General features: G+C 41.1%; 19 protein-coding genes, 7 tRNA genes and 2 pseudogenes. 26 read left to right on the top strand and 2 right to left on the bottom strand.

The window, feature by feature from the left end; genetic code table 11:
- Positions 1-291: 291 nt before the first annotated feature.
- The gene (locus DXB52_RS11975) at positions 292-1,182 is read right to left on the bottom strand and encodes an RluA family pseudouridine synthase (RefSeq protein WP_118107471.1); all 891 of its coding nucleotides are present in this window, start codon (positions 1,180-1,182) and stop codon (positions 292-294) included.
- A gap of 224 nt (positions 1,183-1,406) precedes the next feature.
- On the opposite strand from DXB52_RS11975, the gene DXB52_RS11970 reads away from it, so the two are divergent.
- The 15 genes and pseudogenes from DXB52_RS11970 (at position 1,407) to DXB52_RS11900 (ending at position 9,297) form a co-directional block, all read left to right on the top strand.
- Entirely contained in the window at positions 1,407-2,744 is a 1,338-nt protein-coding gene (locus tag DXB52_RS11970) for an ABC transporter substrate-binding protein (RefSeq protein WP_117569479.1), read from the top strand.
- Positions 2,745-2,913: 169 nt separating this feature from the next.
- Positions 2,914-3,756, top strand: coding sequence for a carbohydrate ABC transporter permease (locus DXB52_RS11965; protein ID WP_117542005.1), 843 nt, complete (start codon positions 2,914-2,916; stop codon positions 3,754-3,756).
- Entirely contained in the window at positions 3,756-4,592 is an 837-nt protein-coding gene (locus DXB52_RS11960; RefSeq protein WP_118107469.1) for a carbohydrate ABC transporter permease, read from the top strand. Before DXB52_RS11965 ends, DXB52_RS11960 begins: the two co-directional genes overlap by 1 nt.
- 168 nt (positions 4,593-4,760) lie before the next feature.
- On the top strand, positions 4,761-5,276 hold the full coding sequence (locus DXB52_RS11955; protein WP_117569483.1) for a DUF1700 domain-containing protein: 516 nt from the start codon (positions 4,761-4,763) through the stop codon (positions 5,274-5,276).
- A gap of 256 nt (positions 5,277-5,532) precedes the next feature.
- Complete coding sequence (locus tag DXB52_RS11950; RefSeq protein WP_015529307.1) at positions 5,533-5,763, top strand: hypothetical protein; 231 nt, start codon at positions 5,533-5,535, stop codon at positions 5,761-5,763.
- A 317-nt stretch (positions 5,764-6,080) separates the two neighbouring features.
- Positions 6,081-7,228 (top strand): annotated as a pseudogene (locus DXB52_RS11945) (THUMP domain-containing class I SAM-dependent RNA methyltransferase).
- A 51-nt stretch (positions 7,229-7,279) separates the two neighbouring features.
- Positions 7,280-7,894, top strand: coding sequence for an XTP/dITP diphosphatase (locus DXB52_RS11940; RefSeq protein WP_020437305.1), 615 nt, complete (start codon positions 7,280-7,282; stop codon positions 7,892-7,894).
- Entirely contained in the window at positions 7,891-8,370 is a 480-nt protein-coding gene (locus DXB52_RS11935) for a metallophosphoesterase family protein (RefSeq protein WP_015529310.1), read from the top strand. Before DXB52_RS11940 ends, DXB52_RS11935 begins: the two co-directional genes overlap by 4 nt.
- Positions 8,371-8,577: 207 nt before the next feature.
- A tRNA-Pro gene (locus tag DXB52_RS11930) sits at positions 8,578-8,651 on the top strand.
- A 7-nt stretch (positions 8,652-8,658) separates the two neighbouring features.
- Positions 8,659-8,729 (top strand) — tRNA-Gly (locus DXB52_RS11925).
- 39 nt (positions 8,730-8,768) lie between these two features.
- Positions 8,769-8,842, top strand: a tRNA-Arg gene (locus DXB52_RS11920).
- A gap of 7 nt (positions 8,843-8,849) precedes the next feature.
- Positions 8,850-8,923 (top strand) — tRNA-His (locus tag DXB52_RS11915).
- A 52-nt stretch (positions 8,924-8,975) separates the two neighbouring features.
- Positions 8,976-9,044: transfer RNA gene (locus tag DXB52_RS11910), tRNA-Gln, on the top strand.
- A gap of 39 nt (positions 9,045-9,083) precedes the next feature.
- A tRNA-Lys gene (locus DXB52_RS11905) sits at positions 9,084-9,156 on the top strand.
- A 60-nt stretch (positions 9,157-9,216) separates the two neighbouring features.
- Positions 9,217-9,297 (top strand) — tRNA-Leu (locus DXB52_RS11900).
- Between the two features lie 90 nt (positions 9,298-9,387).
- Here the strand turns inward: DXB52_RS11900 and DXB52_RS11895 are convergent.
- Positions 9,388-10,065, bottom strand: coding sequence for a YoaK family protein (locus DXB52_RS11895; protein WP_117542030.1), 678 nt, complete (start codon positions 10,063-10,065; stop codon positions 9,388-9,390).
- A gap of 321 nt (positions 10,066-10,386) precedes the next feature.
- On the opposite strand from DXB52_RS11895, the gene DXB52_RS11890 reads away from it, so the two are divergent.
- The 11 genes and pseudogenes from DXB52_RS11890 to DXB52_RS11835 form a co-directional block, all read left to right on the top strand.
- On the top strand, positions 10,387-10,626 hold the full coding sequence (locus tag DXB52_RS11890; protein ID WP_015529312.1) for an HPr family phosphocarrier protein: 240 nt from the start codon (positions 10,387-10,389) through the stop codon (positions 10,624-10,626).
- A gap of 200 nt (positions 10,627-10,826) precedes the next feature.
- Positions 10,827-11,516 carry a response regulator transcription factor gene (locus tag DXB52_RS11885; RefSeq protein WP_118107467.1) on the top strand — a complete coding sequence of 230 codons (690 nt, stop codon included), beginning with the start codon at positions 10,827-10,829 and terminating at the stop codon, positions 11,514-11,516.
- Positions 11,517-11,521: 5 nt separating this feature from the next.
- Positions 11,522-13,027 carry a sensor histidine kinase gene (locus tag DXB52_RS11880; protein ID WP_117542014.1) on the top strand — a complete coding sequence of 502 codons (1,506 nt, stop codon included), beginning with the start codon at positions 11,522-11,524 and terminating at the stop codon, positions 13,025-13,027.
- 44 nt (positions 13,028-13,071) lie between these two features.
- A complete protein-coding gene (gene hisH / locus DXB52_RS11875; protein WP_117542013.1) occupies positions 13,072-13,677 on the top strand; it encodes an imidazole glycerol phosphate synthase subunit HisH in 606 nt (201 codons plus the stop codon).
- A gap of 13 nt (positions 13,678-13,690) precedes the next feature.
- A complete protein-coding gene (gene hisF / locus DXB52_RS11870) occupies positions 13,691-14,452 on the top strand; it encodes an imidazole glycerol phosphate synthase subunit HisF (RefSeq protein WP_117542012.1) in 762 nt (253 codons plus the stop codon).
- A gap of 35 nt (positions 14,453-14,487) precedes the next feature.
- Positions 14,488-15,156 (top strand): uracil-DNA glycosylase, encoded by a 669-nt coding sequence (locus tag DXB52_RS11865; protein WP_117569480.1) that lies wholly within the window; start codon positions 14,488-14,490, stop codon positions 15,154-15,156.
- A 227-nt stretch (positions 15,157-15,383) separates the two neighbouring features.
- Positions 15,384-15,740 (top strand): GntR family transcriptional regulator, encoded by a 357-nt coding sequence (locus DXB52_RS11860; RefSeq protein ID WP_117542010.1) that lies wholly within the window; start codon positions 15,384-15,386, stop codon positions 15,738-15,740.
- Between the two features lie 2 nt (positions 15,741-15,742).
- The gene (locus DXB52_RS11855) at positions 15,743-16,429 is read left to right on the top strand and encodes an ABC transporter ATP-binding protein (RefSeq protein WP_117542009.1); all 687 of its coding nucleotides are present in this window, start codon (positions 15,743-15,745) and stop codon (positions 16,427-16,429) included.
- 13 nt (positions 16,430-16,442) lie between these two features.
- A complete protein-coding gene (locus tag DXB52_RS11850; protein ID WP_181989201.1) occupies positions 16,443-17,078 on the top strand; it encodes an ABC transporter permease in 636 nt (211 codons plus the stop codon).
- Between the two features lie 253 nt (positions 17,079-17,331).
- Positions 17,332-20,374, top strand: a pseudogene (locus DXB52_RS11845) (SrtB-anchored collagen-binding adhesin).
- Between the two features lie 244 nt (positions 20,375-20,618).
- Positions 20,619-20,937 (top strand): YdcP family protein (locus DXB52_RS11835; RefSeq protein WP_118107465.1); only part of this gene is annotated, 319 nt, incomplete at its 3' end.

Raw genomic sequence — 20,937 nt, 5'->3', positions numbered from 1 at the left:
TTTTGGTTGCATTTTCATGCTGGTAAATGCCAGCTTATGCAAGGTATCTTCCAAAAAGAAAATACCGATAAAGCCCTAAAATACGGGATATATCGGCATTTACCAACTTATGAAAAGATAATCAGAAATTTAGTAAGTTTTTTACTAAAAAGATTTATAATCTGATCAGCAATGTACTTCCGAATGTAGAAGTAGCAGGAAATTCATTCTTTGGTGTCGGATATCTTGTATACTACATTATAATCTGTGTAGCGGTATTTTTACTTAGTGGATGGATGGCAGATAAGAAGCTTAGTGTATAAGAATATTCTTCATATCTTTCGGTAATTCCGCTGTGAATTCCATCGGCTCCTTTGTGATCGGATGAATAAAGGAGAGCTTCCAGGAATGTAATGCCTGGCGGTGGATGTATTCCATATCCGGATTATATAGATAATCACCGACAAGTGGGAATCCTAAATATTGCATATGGACACGGATCTGATGGGTACGGCCGGTCTCTAAGATAAGAGAGACAAGGCTGTGCCCGTTTTTTTCTTCTACAACTTTATAATGTGTGACTGCACGCTCTCCATGCTTGAAGTCTACTTTTCGCTCAATCATGGAACTGCCGGTGCGGGCGAGTGGTGCATCAATTGTGCCGGATGGAGGTGTTACACTGCCACGGACGATCGCGAGATATTCACGCTTGATCTCGTGTCGTGCGCCCATGGAAGATAGGATGCTGGAACTGATCAGGTGCTTGGCAATGACGGTCAGTCCAGAAGTGTCACGGTCCAGGCGGTTCGTGCAGCGGAAGATAAAAGGCTTTCCCTGCTCTGTATAATACCACATTAGTCCATTTGCCAGAGAATTCTCATAATTATTCAGTGATGGATGGATCGGCATTCCGGCAGGTTTGTTGACAACAAGGATATCTTCGTCTTCATATATAATGCTAAGCGGCAGTTCGACAGGAGGAATATTCGGTGAACTTTCATTTTCCTGAATATGTACTGTGAGAATATCTCCAGTAGCAAGTAGCGAACGCATATATTCCCAGACTCCGTTTTTTAAAATGCTTTCCGGCATCTTTTTTAACTGGGTGATGTTCTGGTAGGAGTAGCCCTGGTGGCGTAGGAACTGCTCGATACGCAGGCCGTCCGCTTCTTCTGTTATCTGGTAGTTGATCGTACGATCCATCTTTTTCTATCCTGTCGTGTCTGATGGCATAAAAACAGACACATCCTTTCTGATTTGACTCTTTATGAACTCTTGTATCATACACAAAATTTTCAAAAAATACAATAATCTTGAAATAGTGTTATGTTTCTTGGAATTTTATTATATCTTATTTTGGAACTTTTTCTTATAATAACATCATCAAGAAAAACAAAGACAAGTAATCATAAAAGGAGGATTCAATTATGAAGAAGAAAAAGATTCTTGCACTTGTACTTGCAGCTTCAATGGCAGGCGGAATGCTTGCAGGATGTGGAAGCACATCAGGCGGAGATGAAACAGCAAAAGGAGATAAGTCATCCGGAAAAGTTTATTATCTGAACTTCAAACCGGAGCAGGCTGACCAGTGGGTAGAACTTGCTAAAGAGTACACAGATGAAACTGGTGTTCAGGTTGATGTACAGACAGCTGCATCAGGAACATATGAGTCACAGCTGAAATCAGAGATGGCAAAAGACGAGGCACCGACATTGTTCCAGGTAAACGGCCCGGTTGGACTTGCTACATGGAAAGATTATTGCTATGACCTTTCAGGAAGTGACGTTTACAAAGACGTTGAGTCTGATGACTATGTATTAAAAGATGGTGATGCAGTAGACGGAATCGCTTATGTTATTGAGACTTATGGTCTGATCTACAACAAGGCACTTCTGAACAAATACTTCGAACTGCCGGATGCAAGCATCAAATCCATCGATGAGCTGAATAACTTCCAGGCACTTAAGACAGCTGCAGAAGAGATTCAGGCGCATAAAGATGATCTTGGAGTAGAAGGAGCTTTCACTTCAGCAGGAATGGATTCTTCTTCTGACTGGAGATTCAAGACACACCTTGCAAACCTGCCAATCTACTATGAGTACAAGGCAGACGGAATTGATACTACAGATGCTATCAAGGGAACATACCTTGACAACTACAAACAGATCTGGGATCTGTATCTGAACAACTCTACATGTGAGCCATCTATGATCTCTTCTAAGACAGGAGATGACGCAGCAAGCGAATTCTCACTTGGTGAAGCAGTATTCTATCAGAATGGTACATGGGCTTACAATGATATCAAAGATAACGAAGTAGCAGATGAAGATATGGGAATGCTTCCAATCTACATCGGAGTTGACGGAGAAGAGAACCAGGGACTTTGTACAGGATCAGAGAACTACTGGTGTGTAAATAAAAATGCTTCTGAAGAAGATATTCAGGCAACACTTGATTTCATGAAATGGGTAGTTGAGAGTGACGAAGGTCGTGACATGCTGGCAAATGAGATGGGATTCGTAACACCGTTTACAACTTTCTCAGATTACCTTCCGGACAACCCGCTTGTAAAAGCAAATGCCGAGTACACAAAGGCTGGAAAGACACCAGTAAGCTGGAACTTTACAACAATGCCATCTGAGAACTGGAAGAACAATGTGGGTGGAGCTCTTCTGAAATATGCACAGGGCACAGGCACATGGGATGATGTGAAGACAGCATTTGTTGATGGCTGGGCAGAAGAATATGCAGCAGCAAATGAATAAAAAAGACTTTTCACAGGACCGGCAGATAAAAAGGCTGTGAAATAGTGAAAATATCATGCAGCCTGCCAACGAGAATACCGGGGGCAGGCTGAAATTATGTGATTAGAAATGTAAAAAGCAAAGGTGCAGACAGGCTTTTTTATAGAAAGAGAGACAGGAGGAGAGGAACATGCAAAAAGCAATAAAAAGATATTTTCCGGTATTTGTATTGCCGACGCTGATTGCATTTACGATAGGTTTCCTTGCACCATTCGTGTTAGGTGTATATCTTTCGTTCTGCAAATTCACAACGGTAACAGACGCCAGATTTATTGGACTTGGCAACTATGCAAAGATACTGGGAGATGGGGATTTTCTTCACTCTCTCTGGTTTACTGCATTATTTACAATTGTAACAGTATTACTGATCAACATTTTTGCATTTGCGGTAGCAATGCTTTTGACAAAGAAGATTAAAGGAACGAATATTTTCCGTACTGTATTCTTTATGCCAAACCTGATCGGCGGTATCGTACTTGGATATGTATGGCAGCTGTTATTAAACGGTATTCTGGCACATTTCCAGAAAACGCTTACATATTCTTCAAAATACGGCTTCTGGGGATTAGTTATCCTGATGCTTTGGCAGCAGGTTGGATACATGATGATCATCTATATCTCAGGAATCCAGAATATTCCTGGAGAACTGATCGAGGCAGCACAGATTGATGGAGCGAATAAAGTACAGCTTTTAAGATATGTTACAATTCCGATGGTTATGCCATCCATCACTATCTGTACTTTCCTGACACTCACAAACGGATTTAAACTTTTCGACCAGAACCTTGCATTGACAAACGGTGGACCGGACAAGATGTCAGAAATGCTTGCCCTGAACATCTATAATACATTCTATGGAAGAACCGGTTGGGAAGGCGTAGGACAGGCAAAAGCAGTTGTCTTCTTCATTATTGTAGGTGTGATTGCATTGATCCAGAATAAAATGACAACATCAAAGGAGGTGCAGCAGTAATGAACAAAAAAGTAAAACATGGTACATTATTAACAATCATTTTTGCAGTGCTCAGTCTGCTGTATGTGTATCCGATCATACTGGTATTTATCAACTCCTTTAAGAAAAAAGCTTATATCAGTAAAGCACCGTTCGAGATACCGACCGGAAAGATGTATGTTGGATTAGAGAACTATATCCGTGGTATTAAACAGACAGGATTGATCCAGGCATTTGGATGGAGTTTGTTTATCACAATTTTATCTGTAGCAGTAATCATCTTATGTTGCTCCATGTGTGCATGGTATATCTGCCGCGTGAAGATAAAATTTACGAAGATTTTTTATATGCTTTGCCTGTTTGCAATGATCGTACCATTCCAGATGGAAATGTTTACATTATCTAAGATTGCAAATATGCTTCATATGGGAAATCCATGGGGACTGGTTCTGATCTATCTTGGATTTGGTGCAGGACTTTCCGTCTTTATGTTCACCGGATTCATGAAATCCATTCCACTGGAGATTGAAGAAGCTGCGATGATCGATGGATGTACACCAATCCAGACATTCTTCAAAGTTGTACTTCCGATTGCAAAGCCGACTTGTGTAACTGTTACAATTCTTCAGGCAATGTGGATCTGGAACGACTATCTGCTTCCATCACTTGTATTGGATCAGAGAAAATATAAGACAGTGCCGATGGCAGTCCAGTATCTGAAAGGTGGATATGGTTCCGTAGATATGGGAGCAATGATGGGAACTCTTGTTCTTGCAATTGTGCCGATCATTATCTTCTACCTGTTCTGCCAGAGATATATTATCGAAGGTGTTGTAGCAGGAGCAGTTAAAGGCTAGTTACTGTTCACTCCCGTGTCAATCACTCCGCTGATTGACACGGAGGATGCGTGTTTTGACTTGAATGCATCTCGCCCCATCGCCAAAGGCGATTTAAAATGGCGAGATGCGTTGCTGGTCGCACATCGTGTGAACAGTAACCTTAGGAACAGGAGGTAACGGTTGAATATGACAAGACAGGAATTTATCCGAAAATTACAGGAAGCTTTGAATGGAAAGCTTGATGCAGCAACAATTCAGGATCATCTTAAGTTTTATGATGATTATATTATAGAAGAAATGAGAAAAGGAAAGAGCGAGCAGGAGGTTTTGGAACTGCTCGGAGATCCGTGGGCAATTGCGAAAACCATTGTAGATGCAAGTGATGGAACAGACGAAGAAGTGGTTTATGAGAACAGGAGTCCATTCAATAATTCGTACAACCAGACAACGCAGGCACGGGACAGCTATACTGGTTATGGACAGAAGAATGAATATGGAACAGAGCATTCTTATGGTTCCTATCATGAGTTCAGATTAGATACCTGGTGGAAGAAGGCTTTGCTGATTCTTGCAGTTGTATTTGTAGTCGTAGTAGTTGTGTCTGTTATAACAGGAATCATTAGTTTTCTGGCACCGGTTCTTGTTCCTCTTCTGATCATTATGATCGTGATCAGACTGATCGGTGGGAACCGACGATATTAGAAAAAAGAAAAGTAAAAGACCGATGGGGGAGCCATCGGTCTTTTGAGGGGAGTATAAATAATTAATAAGGGGTTGTAGAAAATAATCTTTCTACATGAATCAGTATAATATATGCATTTGGAAAAAGCAAGCAAAATATTCAAAATATGGTTGAAACAAAATGCATAAAAAGACCTCCGTTTGGGATAATAAAGATTGTACTAAATAGTTACTGTCAGTTAATAAGAACAGTAACACCAAATAAGGAGGAAGTATCATGGCAAAAAATTATAGCAACACAAGTAAAAATTCCCAGAATGGATTCTATTCATCGAAGGAAGAAAATCAGAGTAAGAACAGAAATTCAACATCTAATTCAGGTTCGAATAAGAATTCCAGTAAAAATTCTTATTCAAATCAGAGTAAGAACAGCACAAACTGCAATTCCAAAAATGCAGATGACTGCTATGGCGGAAAAGATGATTATGATGAGTCAGACAGATATTAACAGATACTGTATGCAGTAACGAATAAGATTCTTATAAACAGTAACAAGGCAGAGAAGAAAGGCAATCGCACTTTACTCTGCCTTTCATTTATAGTAAAATTATAATACTGTAAAAAGAATCAGTTAACAGTAATTAATAGTTACTGTTAACTCCCGTGTCAATCACTCCGCTGATTGACACGGAGGATGCATGTTTTGGCTTGAATGCATCTCGCCCCATCGCCAAAGGCGATTTAAAATGGCGAGATGCGTTGCTGGTCGCACATCGTGTGAACAGTAACAATTAACTAAGTACATAAAGATAATATGAGGTAGATATGGAAAGAATGGAATGGATTGCGCCGTGTCATTTCGGTCTTGAATCAGTATTAAAAAGGGAGATTCAGGATCTGGGATATGAGATCGCACAGGTGGAAGATGGAAGAGTTACCTTTTACGGAGAAGCAGATGCAGCGTGCAGAGCGAATGTATTTCTCCGTACAGCAGAACGTGTTCTGCTCAAGGCAGGAAGTTTTAAAGCAGTTACCTTTGATGAATTGTTTGAGAAGACAAAAGCAATTCCGTGGGAGAATTATATACCGAAGAATGGGAAGTTCTGGGTGGCGAAAGCTTCATCGGTAAAGAGTAAGCTGTTCAGCCCTTCGGACATTCAGTCAATTATGAAGAAAGCGATGGTAGATCGTCTTAGAAGCAGATATCATGTACAGTGGTTTCAGGAAGATGGAGCTTCTTATCCACTGAGAGTATTTTTAATGAAGGATATCGTTACGATCGGAATCGATACATCGGGAGATTCTCTTCATAAGAGAGGATACCGTCCATCAGCCGGCAAGGCACCGATTTCTGAGACACTGGCAGCAGCACTGATCATGCTGACACCGTGGAGAAAAGAGCGTATCTTAGTGGATCCGTTTTGCGGAAGTGGAACATTTCCAATTGAGGCAGCAATGATGGCAGCAAATATTGCACCGGGAATGAATCGTTCTTTTACGGCTGAGAGCTGGGCAAATCTGATTGATAAGAAACTCTGGTATGAGCCATTGATGAGGCGAATGATCTGATCGATGATCAGATTGAGACGGATATCCAGGGATATGATATTGATGGGGATGTTGTGCGGATGGCAAGACAGAATGCAGAGAATGCAGGTGTGGATCATCTGATCCATTTCCAGGAGAGACCGGTCAGTGCACTGAGTCATCCGAAGAAATATGGATTTATTATAACAAACCCGCCGTATGGAGAGCGTCTTGAGGAGAAAGAGGCACTTCCTGGTTTATATCGTGAATTTGGCGAGAGCTTTAGGAAACTTGACAGCTGGTCTGCATACATGATCACAAGTTATGAAGACGCAGAACGTTATTTCGGAAGAAAAGCAGATAAGAACCGTAAGATTTATAATGGTATGCTGAAAACATATTTCTATCAGTTCCAGGGACCAAAGCCACCGAGACCGAAGAAATAAGAAACTCTGTACTAGATTGTTGGCGAAAAAGAATAGAAGGTAGAAAGCAAAATGAAGAGAAGAATTGTATTTGCAACAGGAAATGAAAATAAGATGAAAGAGATTCGGATGATTCTTGCTGATCTTGGTATGGAGATCGTATCGATGCGTGAGGCAGGAGTCGATGAAGAAATCGTAGAAGATGGAATGAGCTTTGAAGAAAATGCAGAGATCAAGGCAAGAGCTGTATCACGAGTGCTGGTCAACGATATTGTTCTTGCAGATGATTCAGGTCTTGAGATTGACTATCTGGATAAGGCACCTGGAATTTATTCTGCGAGATTTGCCGGAGAGGATACTTCTTATGATATAAAGAACAGAATCCTTCTGGACAGACTGGAAGGGGTTCCGGACGATGAGCGTACCGCAAGATTTGTCTGTGCGGTTGCAGCAGTATTTCCGGATGGAACAACAAGCGTAGTCCGTGAGACGATTGAAGGACAAATTGGACACGAGATTGTCGGTGCGAATGGTTTCGGTTATGATCCGATCTTCTATGTTCCGGAATTCGGATGTACAACAGCGGAGATGACACCAGAGCAGAAAAATAAATTGAGCCACAGAGGAAAAGCACTTCGAGCAATAAAAATCCTGCTGGAAGAGAAATTGAACGAGGAAGAAGCATGAAAATTCTGATTGTCAGTGATACACACGGAAGACACCAGGCACTGGACCGCGCATTAGAAGAGGCTGGGAAAATTGATATGTTTATCCATCTTGGAGATGTAGAAGGCGGAGAAGACTATCTGGAGGCTGTCGTAGAGTGTGAGAAGCATATTATAAGAGGAAATAACGACTTTTTTACAGAACTTCCGAGAGAAGAGGAGTTTGAGATTGGTCCTTATCATGCATTTATTACCCATGGACATTATTATTATGTGTCCATGGGGATGGAAACTATCATAGAAGAGGGCAGATCAAGAGGAGCGGATCTCGTAATGTTTGGTCATACACATCGTCCTTTCTTTCTTCAGAAGGATGGAATGACAATTTTAAACCCGGGAAGTCTATCTTTTCCACGTCAGGAGGGAAGACGAGGCAGCTATATGATCATGGAAGTCGATGGGGACGGAAAATTAAGTTTTGAGCAAAAATATCTATAATTATTCTAATTATCAGAAAACTAAAACAAAAGAAACAATTTACACACTCTTCTTGTGGAAAACAGGTAAAAAAACAGTCGCAAAAAAGTAAAAAAACTTTAAAAAACCTGTTGACTTTCTGAGAAATATGCCATATAATATATCTTGTCGCTGCGGGAGATACGAAAGAAACACAAAGCCGCAGGGACAAGGAAATAAAACTGATATCGGGGTGTGGCTCAGCTTGGCTAGAGCGCTGGTTTGGGACCAGGAGGTCGCAGGTTCGAATCCTGTCACCCCGATCATCCTGCGGGTGTAGTTCAATGGTAGAACACCAGCCTTCCAAGCTGGATACGTGGGTTCGATTCCCATCACCCGCTTCTCGTTTGAAAACGAGAGGTTCTCATTAAGAGAGAAATGAGTCTGTAGCTCAGCTGGATAGAGCAACGGCCTTCTAAGCCGTAGGTCGAGGGTTCGAATCCCCCCAGGCTCGTTTTGTGGTGGGTATGGTGCAGTTGGTTAGCGCGCCAGATTGTGGTTCTGGATATCGCCGGTTCGAGTCCGGCTATCCACCTTTTTCTTTAAATATTCCAACTGGCCGTGCAGTGTCAGATATGAAGTCTTCGATGGCTATCGCCAAGCGGTAAGGCACAGGACTTTGACTCCTGCATTCGCTGGTTCGAATCCAGCTAGCCCAGTTATCCTGCTAGCAGGAAAGAAATAAAAATGAATAAGGGCGTGTAGCTCAGGTGGTAGAGCACTTGACTTTTAATCAAGTTGTCCGGGGTTCGAATCCCCGCACGCTCACTGGAACAAGCAAATTGCTTGTTCTATTTTTTTCTTAATCAATAATTGAATAAGAAATATGCGGATGTGGCGGAATTGGCAGACGCGCCAGATTTAGGTTCTGGTGTTTACGACGTGCAGGTTCAAGTCCTGTCATCCGCAGTAAATTTATTTCCCGGAAGTGCTGATCAACATTGCACTTTCGGGATTTTTTCTATCTGAGAAAACCGGTATGAAAAAAGAAGCCACACATTAAAGTGCAAGCTCCTTTTCTTTCTTTTCCCAATCAATAAACATCATAAAGAATGAAATTAATAATAAGAAAGAACAGCCAAGAATTGCCTTTGTCCGGAACAGCTGGACTGCTGCATTGCCGATTACTGCGCCGACAATAAAGCAGGCGATGATTCCGTAATACAAAAGGCTCGTATCTAGAAAATGTCGTTCTTTTGTATGGAAATAGTGGTGTAGGTTCTCTGTCCCACTGCGCAGATTACCGATGCACATTGTAGTAGCAATTCCTTTGCCGTGAATCTTACGAAAACTTTCGACCTGGATTCCACAGGCGAAAGAAGTCAGTGCATTAGCCGGAAGATTCAATGCTGTTGGGAAGAAACTGACTGCAATCAGGATCAGTGCTTCTGCCAGAACAGAAATCTGTCTCCAGTGAAGCAGATTTCCAGCCTTAGCCCGGACAACTTCAGCAAGAGCGATTCCAAGTGCAAAGGCGAGTACAGGGAAAAGGTATTTCAGTGTGTTCTGGAAGTCTCCCTGAGAGAGATGTACTCCAAAGAGAAGCATGTTTCCAGTCTGTGCATTGGCAAATACTTCTCCACGCTCCATATAAGAGTAAGCATCCATGAATCCACCGGAAAGTGCAAGGATTGCTCCAAGCCGGATAGATTCAGAAATTTGAAATTTGTGTTTCATAGATATCACCTCATTTTTGTGTGTAGTACCTACTGCCATGATTGAATTACTGCTTTCCGGAAGAAAGCAGTAATAATAAGCCATCAATTATTATAGAAGTGACAGTAGTGGCTGTCAAGATTCTCCGGGTGAGAACTTTATAACAAAAAAGGTAGACAATATGTCGAAAAAAATCAAAAATTCACTTGCACCTCCGGAATAAGTGGTATATACTGGTCAAGTATGTTTGAAATTACAGAAATCTGCATTCAGGCATTGTGCAGATTTCTGTGTTGACTTTTATTATTACTTGTATTTGATAGACAGATGGAGGTAAAAAACATGGTAGAAAAGAAAGTGAAGTTTATGTCAGCCGGGCAGATCATGACATTTTGCAACACTTGTCAGAAATTAAAATCAGACGTTGATGTAACTGATATGGCAAACAGAAATTATATCATCGATGGTAAATCCCTTATGGGATTAATGTCTATTAAGCTGGGACTGCCAATGCGTGTAGTTGTGAATGGACAGGATGAAGAAGAGGCAAATGAATGTTTTTCTAACTATGAGTTTGAATAATCAGACCGAAAAGAATTGACGAAAACAAAATATGGTACATTAAAAGAAGAGACGGTCAGTCTGTAAATGAAGTTTTGATACACATTTATAGATTGACCGTTTTGTTGTTCACAATATTGACAAAACTATTTGGTATATTAAAAGGTAATTAAATGTAGAAGTGATGTGGTACACCCAAATATAAGTTAGGAGAAAAGAAGATGGAAAGAGCAAAAATATTAGTTGTGGATGACGAGAGCAGAATGAGAAAACTTGTGAAGGATTTCCTTACAAGAGAAGGGTATACAGTATTAGAAGCCAGAGATGGAATGGAAGCAATGGATCTTTTTTACGAAGATAAAGAGATTGCCCTGATCATTTTAGATGTAATGATGCCGAAAATGGATGGCTGGCAGGTGTGCCGTGAGGTTCGAGAGACTTCTAAAGTGCCGATCATTATGTTGACAGCGCGTTCTGAGGAGCGAGATGAGTTGCAGGGATTTGAACTTGGTGTAGATGAATACATCTCCAAGCCATTCAGTCCAAAGATTCTTGTGGCAAGAGTGAATGCAATCCTTCGCAGAACTTTTGGAACGGTCGGCAATGATTCGCTGGAGGCAGGCGGTATTACCGTTGACAAGTCAGCACATATCGTGAAGATTGACGGAACACCGGTCGAACTTAGTTATAAAGAATTCGAATTGTTGACCTATTTTATAGAAAATCAGGGAATTGCGCTTTCCAGAGAGAAAATATTGAATAATGTATGGAATTATGATTATTTTGGTGATGCAAGAACAATTGACACACATGTGAAGAAACTGAGAAGTAAATTAGGAGATAAGGGCGAATATATCAAAACAATCTGGGGCATGGGATATAAGTTCGAAGTTCAGAGCGCGGAGAAATAAATCAGATGAAGAAAGCAAAAAAAGAACGGAAATATACGTTGAGCGGACAGATGACAGCTATTTTTATTGGTCTTCTTGTTTTTATTCTGATGACAGTTTTTATTGTTAATACAGGGTTCCTTGGACGATATTATATGTCTCATAAGCAGAAAGATCTGATTGAGATGTATGAGGCAATGAGTGAAGCAGTGAACAATGGAAATCTTGGAAATGAGGCTGTGCAGAAGAAACTTGTGGCGGAACTTGAAAAAACAAATATTGATGTCTGCGCGATGGATATTTCTGACGATGGAAAAGTTGTATTTACAAATGTAAAGGAAGAAGGTTTCCTGTACAAACAGATGCTCCGTATTTTCTTTTTGAAGGACGATGATCAGGAAAGAATCTTGAAGCACACAAATGATTATGTGGTACGAAAAATAAAGGATCCGCAAAGCGGCATAGACTATTTAGAAATGTGGGGATATTTGAGTGACAATGTGTTTGTTACGATGCGAAGTCCTCTGGACAGTATACGCGAAAGCGCAAATCTTGCCAATCAGTTTTTGATCTATCTTGGAATTTTCGGTTTGTTTTTCGGTGGTATTTTGGTGTGGATTTTTTCCCGTAAAATTACGAAACCGGTGTTGGAACTGGCGCGGCTGTCCGAAGATATGGCCAATCTGAATTTTGATGCGAAATATACAAGCGGTGGAAAAAATGAGATTGGCGTTCTTGGTGAAAACTTTAATAAAATGTCAGAACAGTTGGAGAAGACTATTTCTGAATTGAAAACAGCAAACAATCAGCTGCAGCATGATATTGAACAAAAAGAAAAACTGGAAGACATGAGAAATGAATTCCTGGGAAATGTTTCTCATGAGTTAAAAACACCGATTGCATTGATTCAAGGGTATGCAGAAGGACTGAAGGAAGGAATTAATGACGATCCGGAGAGTACAGAATTTTATTGTAATGTCATTATTGACGAGGCAGGAAAAATGAATCGGATGGTGAAGAATCTGCTGATATTGAATCAGCTTGAATTTGGTTCGGATGAAGTGGAGTTTGAACGATTTGATATTGTAAAGCTTGTAAAGGGCGTAATTGCAAGCTGTGATATTCTGATCCAACAGGCTGAAGCAAATATAGATTTTATTGCAGGCGAATCAGCGTATGTATGGGCGGATGAATTTAAGACAGAGCAGGTTGTGCGTAATTACCTGACAAATGCGATCCATCATGCTGAAAATGAGAAGAGAATCGAAGTGAAAATTATTCGGACTGAAGGAAAGGTACGTGTTTCTGTATTCAATAGTGGAAAACCGATTCCAGAAGAGGATATACCGAAACTGTGGGATAAATTTTATAAAGTGGATAAAGCACATACACGTGAATATGGTGGAAACGGGATTGGACTTTCAATCGTTAAGGCAATCATGGAATCTTTCCATCAGGGCTATGGTGTGAAAAATTATGACAATGGTGTCGAATTTTGGTTTGAACTCGACGCAAAGTGTGGTAAAGTATAGAAAATAGATACTAGATAATAGATTACAGATAAGAGGTAGGCAAAATGATAGCAATAATCGATTATGATGCCGGTAATATCCGCAGTGTTGAGAAAGCATTGCTTGCACTTGGACAGGATGTCACAGTTACAGCGGACAGAGATGAGATCCTTCATGCAGATAAAGTGATTCTTCCGGGGGTCGGTGCATTTGGAGATGCTATGGAGAAATTAAAACAGTCAGGACTCGATGAAGTAATCCGCGAGGTTACAGAAAAGGGAACACCATTTCTTGGAATTTGCCTTGGATTGCAGCTTTTATTTGAGCACAGCGATGAGGCTCCGGGTGTAGAAGGACTTGGAATTCTAAAGGGTGAGATCTTAAGGATACCTGATAAAGAAGGATATAAGATTCCCCATATGGGATGGAATTCCCTTCATTTAGAGAATGATGGAAGACTTTTTAAGGGAATCGCTGAGAATTCTTATGTATATTTTGTACATTCTTATTATCTGAAAGCAGAAGAGGAACAGATTGTCAAGGCATCAACAGAGTATACAACACATATCCATGCGTCTGTTGAGAAGGACAATATTTTCGCATGCCAGTTCCATCCGGAGAAGAGCAGTGATGTAGGACTGAAGATTCTGAAAAACTTTGTAGAACTGTAGGAGGTTGTGCGGAATGTTTACAAAAAGAATTATCCCATGTTTGGATGTGAATGCCGGACGTGTTGTAAAAGGTGTGAATTTTGTTGATCTTCAGGATGCCGGAGACCCGGTGGAGATTGCAAAGGCATATGATAAGGCAGGGGCTGATGAACTTGTATTTCTGGATATCACAGCTTCTTCAGATGATAGAGGAACAGTTGTTGATATGGTACGAAAGGTTGCGGAATGTGTGTTTATTCCGTTTACTGTCGGCGGAGGAATCCGGACAGTTGATGATTTCCGTGCATTGTTAAGAGAAGGTGCGGATAAGATTTCAATCAATTCTTCTGCAATCAACAGACCGGAGCTGATCCGTGAAGCGGCAGAGAAGTTTGGAAGCCAGTGTGTAGTAGTGGCGATTGACGCGAAGAAAAGAGCAGACGGAACAGGATGGAATATTTATAAGAACGGTGGACGTCTGGATGTCGGAATCGATGCGATTGAGTGGGCGAAGAAAGTAGAGGCCCTTGGCGCAGGTGAGATTCTTCTGACGAGTATGGACGGTGACGGAACGAAGGCCGGATATGATCTGGAATTGACACGGGCAATTGCAGATAGTGTATCCATTCCGGTGATTGCGTCCGGTGGAGCCGGAACGTTGGAACATTTTAAAGAGGCACTGACAGAGGGCGGTGCAGATGCAGCATTGGCAGCATCTTTATTCCATTATAAAGAGCTGGAAATCAAAGAAGTAAAAGAGTATTTAAGAAACGAAGGAATTTCTGTCAGACTGTAGAGAATGGTTGAAGCAGAAAGAAGAGGGAAATAAAAATGAGTGGTTTGAACGGAGACTGGTATGAGGCGTTGAAAGGAGAGTTTTCTAAACCTTATTATAGGAAATTATTTGAGACGGTAAACGAAGAATACAGGACAAAACTGATCTTTCCACCGGCACAGGATATTTTCAATGCATTTCATCTGACTCCACTGAAGAATGTGAAGGTTGTGATCCTTGGACAGGATCCTTATCATAATAACGGTCAGGCACATGGATTAAGCTTTTCCGTGCAGAAAGGTGTGGATATTCCACCGTCACTTGTGAACATTTATAAAGAACTTCATGATGATCTTGGATGTACGATTCCAAGTCATGGATGTTTGACAAAATGGGCCGAGCAGGGAGTATTAATGCTAAACACGGTGTTGACTGTGCGCGCGCATCAGGCGAACTCTCACAGAGGAATTGGATGGGAAGAATTCACAGATGCAGCAATTCTGGCTCTGAACAGTCAGGACAGACCGATTGTCTTTATTCTGTGGGGAGCTCCTGCGCAAAGGAAGAAGAGAATGCTTACGAATCCAAAGCATCTTATCCTGGAAGCACCGCATCCAAGCCCGCTGGCTGCTTACAGAGGTTTCTTTGGAAGCAAGCCATTCAGTCAGACAAATGCATTTCTGGAGAAGAATGGAATCGAGCCGATTGACTGGCAGATTGAGTAAATTACAGTAGCAAAGTATTAAAAATAGACGTCTGCTGGCCAAAGCAAGGACGTCTATTTTTTATGTGTATAATTCAAAATCAAAACAATCAAACTGGCTGTCGTCAGAATAACCATCAATCAAAGAGAAAAATGTCTATATTTATATTGACAAAACTAAAAACCCAGTGTACTATCTAACTATAGCACTGATACAGCAAATGCAAAAAAGATAAATGGAGGGATCACATGGAATATAATTCAGGAAGTCCAATCTATCTTCAAGTGATCAACGAGCTTAAGAAAAAGATGGTAAAGGGCGAGTTGAAACCGGGTGAGAAGATGCCGTCGAACAGAGAACTTGCAGTTCTTTATAAGGTGAATCAGAATACAGCGGCGAGAATCTACCGGGAGATGGAGTTGGCAGGATATTGTTACACGAAGCGAGGAATCGGTACATTTGTGTCGGAGGAGGAGCATATGTTTGATAATGTGAAGAAAGAGATGGCGGAAGAGTTGTTGAAGAATTTTGTACATGAGATGCGTGATCTCGGATTTCAGAAAGGCGAGATTATCGAGCAGATTGCCGATTACGAGGAGGAGTAGAAATGATGTTAGAGTATAGAAGTATCACGAAGAAGTTTGGGAATAAAGAAGCAGTTAAAGAACTTACGCTGAACTTGAAAAAGGGCACGATTTATGGTCTTCTTGGAGAAAACGGAAGCGGTAAGACAACGCTTATGAAGATGGCAGCAGGACTGACAAAGCCGACAGAAGGAGAAATCTTATTTGAGGGACATCCACTCAGTTATTATGACAAAGCTTCCATTGCATATATGTCTACGGAACCATTTTTCTATAGCTATATGAAAGTAAAAGACGTGGAAGCATATTATGCAGATTTCTTTGAGGATTTTGACAGAGAGCAGTTTAGAAAAACAATTGAACGCCTGGGCTTGAATGAAGAGATGAAAGCGTCTGCAATGTCAAGCGGAATGAATGCCAAGCTGAAAGCGGCTGCAACATTGGCAAGAAAAGCAGATCTTCTCTTGTTAGATGAGCCTTTGAACGGTGTGGACTATAAAGCGAGAGAAGAGATCATTGCTTTGATCCTGGAAGAAGCAGATGAGAATCGTACAATGGTGATCTCTACCCATCTGATTGAAGAGGTAGAAAGCTTTATTGAGGATGCGATTTTTATAAAAGATGGACAGCTTGTGGATGTTGTGAATGTTGAGACAGAGAGAATGACAACGGGAAATTCACTTGCAGAGCTTTATCTGCAGAAGATGTAAGGAGGGAGTATCGATGGGAAAATTAATGAAATATGAATGGAAGAAACAGCGGACTTCGAGAATGATTGTTATGGTAGCTTTAGCTGTCTGTGTGCTTACATTTCTTGGAGGTATGCTGGTTGAAAAGGATGCATTGATGGGAATCAGTGCAACGCTTTTATTAGTCGGATCGTATTTTGTAGTGTTCTATATGGGAATTGAGAGTATTCTGATTCTGAACAGAGATTTGAAAACAAAGCAAAGCTATATGATCTGGATGACTCCGAAATCCGTATGGGAAATTCTTGGAGCAAAATTTGTTGTAGCAATCGCACAGATGTTTTTCGTGTTTGCACTTTATGCGATTGCCGGACTGCTTTGTTTTGTAGGGACGATCCAGTATGTCGGAGAACTTGGAAATGTATTTGCAATCATAAGAGATAGTTTTATACGAGTGTCAGGCGAAGAGCAGCTGATCGCACAGATTATCTGGAATCTTCTCTGCATCTTTGTCAGATGGACAGAGGTTGTGATGGTTGGTTATCTTGCGGTAATCGTTTCTCGAACTATTTTAAGGGATTCAAAATATGCAGGAGGAATCTCAATCGTAGCTTTTTTTGTGATTATATTTATAATAGAAAAACACAATAAAAATCTGATTATCCGCTAAAATACAGTATCTATCAGCATTTTCAAGGAAACAAACTCATCAATTTACTACTTATTTACTACCAACGAATGAGCCTTGATACGCAAGTTTTCCTAGATATGCAAAGATATGGTACAGCACATCAGTATTGAAACAAGAAAAAATTGAATATTTCATAGACTATGGAACGCCTAAAATGACGTTCCTTTTCTATTTTCAGCCGTTCTTATTGGACGGCTATTTTATTACCCAAAATGAAAGGAGCATTAGATTTATGAAAAAGATATTAAAACGATTGTGTACGGGCTTCTTAGCTCTTGCAACTGTCGTTACTGCTTTACCGACTACACCCGTTCATGCAGAAAGTAAGCAATACTGGACGGAAAGTGCAGAGCGTGTCGGTATCATTGAAAAAGTAATGAATGACGGTTCTATTGGTTCTACATTCAATGAGGGCATGATGAAAGTTGAGGGCGAAACTGCCTATTGTATCGACATCAATACAGATTTTAAGAATGGCTACAAGACCAGAGCTGACGCAAGCTCACGCATGAGTGCCGACCAGATTTCAGATGTGGCGTTATCCTTAGAATATGTCAAACAGTATGGCGAAGCACAAGGAACTGAACTACAAACAAGTTTATCTATTGGAACAATGTGTAGTCTGGCAGAGATTGAGCGTACATCTCGGCTGGCAATGTGATAACGTGCGAGCTTCTTATGATGAAATTCCAAAGGCAACGCAGGACGAAGTTTTCTCTGGTGCAAGAGCCTTTGTCAAAGAAAATAAAGGACGCTATGAATGTGGAGGTTATATCTACTCTGGCGAGGGACAGGAATTAGGGCAATTCTGGGCGAAGTTGAATGTCGGAAATGCTACACTTCAAAAGACTTCCAGTAATACCGGCATTACAGACGGTAACGAAAATTACTCTATTGCTGGTGCAACATACGGTGTCTTTGCTGATAAGGACTGCACAAAACAGCTTGCCACCCTTACGACTGATAAAAACGGAAATACAGATGTTGTAGAGGTAAAAGCAGGCACAATCTATATCAAGGAATTATCCGCACCAGCAGGATATAAGGTAGATAAAACTGTATATTCCTTAAAGGTTGAAGCTGGAAAGACAGCGACTTTGAAAGTATCTGATACGCCAAAAGTAACGGACACTTTGATTGAGCTTTTCAAGATTGACATGGAAACACAGAAAAACAATCCGCAAGGGAACGCTTCTCTAGCAGGCGCGGAATTTACATGGAAGTATTATGCTGGCTTCTATAATAAAGACAATCTCCCTGCCGAAGCTACTCGTACATGGGTTACAAAGACAATCGCTGAAACAGACAGCGACGGGACAGCCCACTACATTACAAAATTAGCGGACGCATACAAGGTATCTGGCGACAGCTTCTATATGCAGGACAGCAAAGCGGTTCTTCCACTTGGGACGCTAACCGTAGAAGAAACAAAAGCTCCAAACGGCTACTTGTTAGAGGGTGCATATATGCAGGCTGGCGATAAGTCCGAACAGATAAAAGGCTTATATGTAACACAGATTACCGAGGACGGCGACCTTGCCGTATTATCTGGAAGTAACCAGTTTTCCGTATCAGACAAGGTTATCCGTGGCGGTGTCAAAATTCAGAAACGAGATTTAGAAACGGGCGATACCAAACCACAAGGAAGTGCCACTTTGAAAGATACTGCCTTTGACATCATTTCCTTAAATGATAATGCGGTATTGGTTGAGGGCAAGCTCTACAAGAAAAATGAAGTCGTAAAGACTATTCATACAAACCTTGAGGGTGTCGCTTCCACTTCTGCTGACCTTTTACCTTATGGAAATTTCAGTATCGCTGAAAGTGAAGCTCCAAACGGATATTTGACAGACGGTGCAAAACCGATTGATTTTGCAATCACAGAAAACGGAAAAATCGTGGACTTAATCGACGAAGCCCATTCTATCTATAATCAGATTAAGCGTGGCGATATTGAGGGCGTAAAAATCGGTGCAGGCACACACAAGCGTCTTGCTGATGTTCCCTTTAGGATCACAAGCAAGACGACGGGCGAAAATCATGTGGTGGTAACTGATGATAACGGGCAATTCTCCACTTCTGCTGACTGGGCTTCTCACAAGCACAATACTAACGCAGGCAAGACCAGCGAGGACGGTGTGTGGTTTGGAACTTCTGAACCAGACGACAGCAAAGGTGCATTGCCTTATGATACCTACATCATTGAAGAAATGCGTTGCAACAGTAACAAAGGCTTTGAACTTATCCCACCTTTTGAAATCGTGGTATCAAGAAATAATCTTGTGATTGATTTAGGGACTTTGACTGATGAATACGAAAAAGAAATCTCTATCCATACCACAGCAACCAGCAAGGACGGCGAAAAGACTATCCTTGCAGGAAAAGAGGTTACGATTGTTGATACTGTCAAATTAGACGGACTTACAAAAGGCACAAAATACCAGCTCAAAGGTTGGCAGATGTTAAAGGAAGAAAACGCCGAGCTTATCATTGACGGGAAACGTGTAGAAAACGATTATACCTTTGTCGCTGATGATGAAGAAATGAAAGTGGAAATTTCCTATACATTCAACGCGTCTGCTTTAGGTGGCAAGAACCTTGTTACCTTTGAGGAATTGTATGATTTAAGCAATCCAGACGAACCCGTAAAAGTTGCGGAACACAAGGACATTGAGGACGACGGGCAGACGGTACTTATCACAGAGCGTATCATCAAAATTCATACGACTGCTACCGATAAGGACGGCAACAAAGAGATTGAAGCAGGAAAAGACGTTACAATCATTGATACCGTAACCTTAGAGGGCTTAGAAGTCGGTACACAGTACAAACTTGTGGGCTGGCAGATGTTGAAAGAAGAAAATGCAGAGTTTCTTATCAATGGAAAACGTGTGGAAAGTGATTACACCTTTACTGCTGACAGCGAAAACATGAAAGTGGAAGTTGTCTTTACCTTTGACGCTACTTCCCTTGACGGAAAACAGCTTGTAACTTTTGAGGAATTATACGATTTAAGCAATCCAGACGAGCCGAAGAAAGTTACCGAGCATAAGGATATTGAGGACGAGGGACAGACGATTACTTTTAAGGAAAAGCCAGAAGAACCAGAGAAACCCGAAACACCACCGACACCGGAAAAGCCTAACAGACCTAGCGACAGTCCAAAAACGGGCGACAGTACAAATGTAATGGCATTTATCGTGATGTTGCTTGCGTCTGCTGGTGGACTGGCTGGAACATATCTTTACAAACTCCGTAAAATGAAAAAATCATAAGGCGGTAACGGTATGATGAAAGAAAAATCACGTTCTCCGCCGAAGCGGTCAAACGGCAGATTTTTGCTTATTCTGGCTTGTCTGCCAACAACCTGCAAGAACACGGATAGTCAAGGGTGCGTAAGCATTGATTTTACCCTTTACTATCTGTGGGATTGCTGGTACTTCCCAAACCGCTAGAATAAGAAATCACAATCAATTAACTTATCAATTATCAAAATAGAAAGAAACGAGGTAAAACAATATGGAAATGAAATATGTCGTGCCAGATATGGCACAGTCTTTTGGAACTCTTGAATTTGCAGGGGAAAGCGAGCCTATCTTTGAAAGAGATAAAAACAATCGCAAGGTCATAGCCAGACGAAGCTATAACCTTTATTCTGACATACAGAAAGGCGAAAATGTTGTGGTGGAAATTCCTGTGCAGGCTGGCGAAAAGCATTTCAAGTATGAGCAGAAAGTAAAACTTGTCAATCCGAAGTTATACGGCAGAGGTTACGCAATCGGGGATATGGGACATACCGATTATGTATTAGTTGCTGATGATATTGTAGCAGTTGAAG

Origin of the sequence: Ruminococcus sp. OM04-4AA (assembly GCF_003462585.1) — a bacterium.
Lineage (GTDB): Bacteria > Bacillota > Clostridia > Lachnospirales > Lachnospiraceae > Mediterraneibacter > Mediterraneibacter faecis.
The sequence above is the reverse complement of the archived record's forward strand: the minus strand, read 5'-3'. Positions and strand labels throughout refer to the sequence as shown.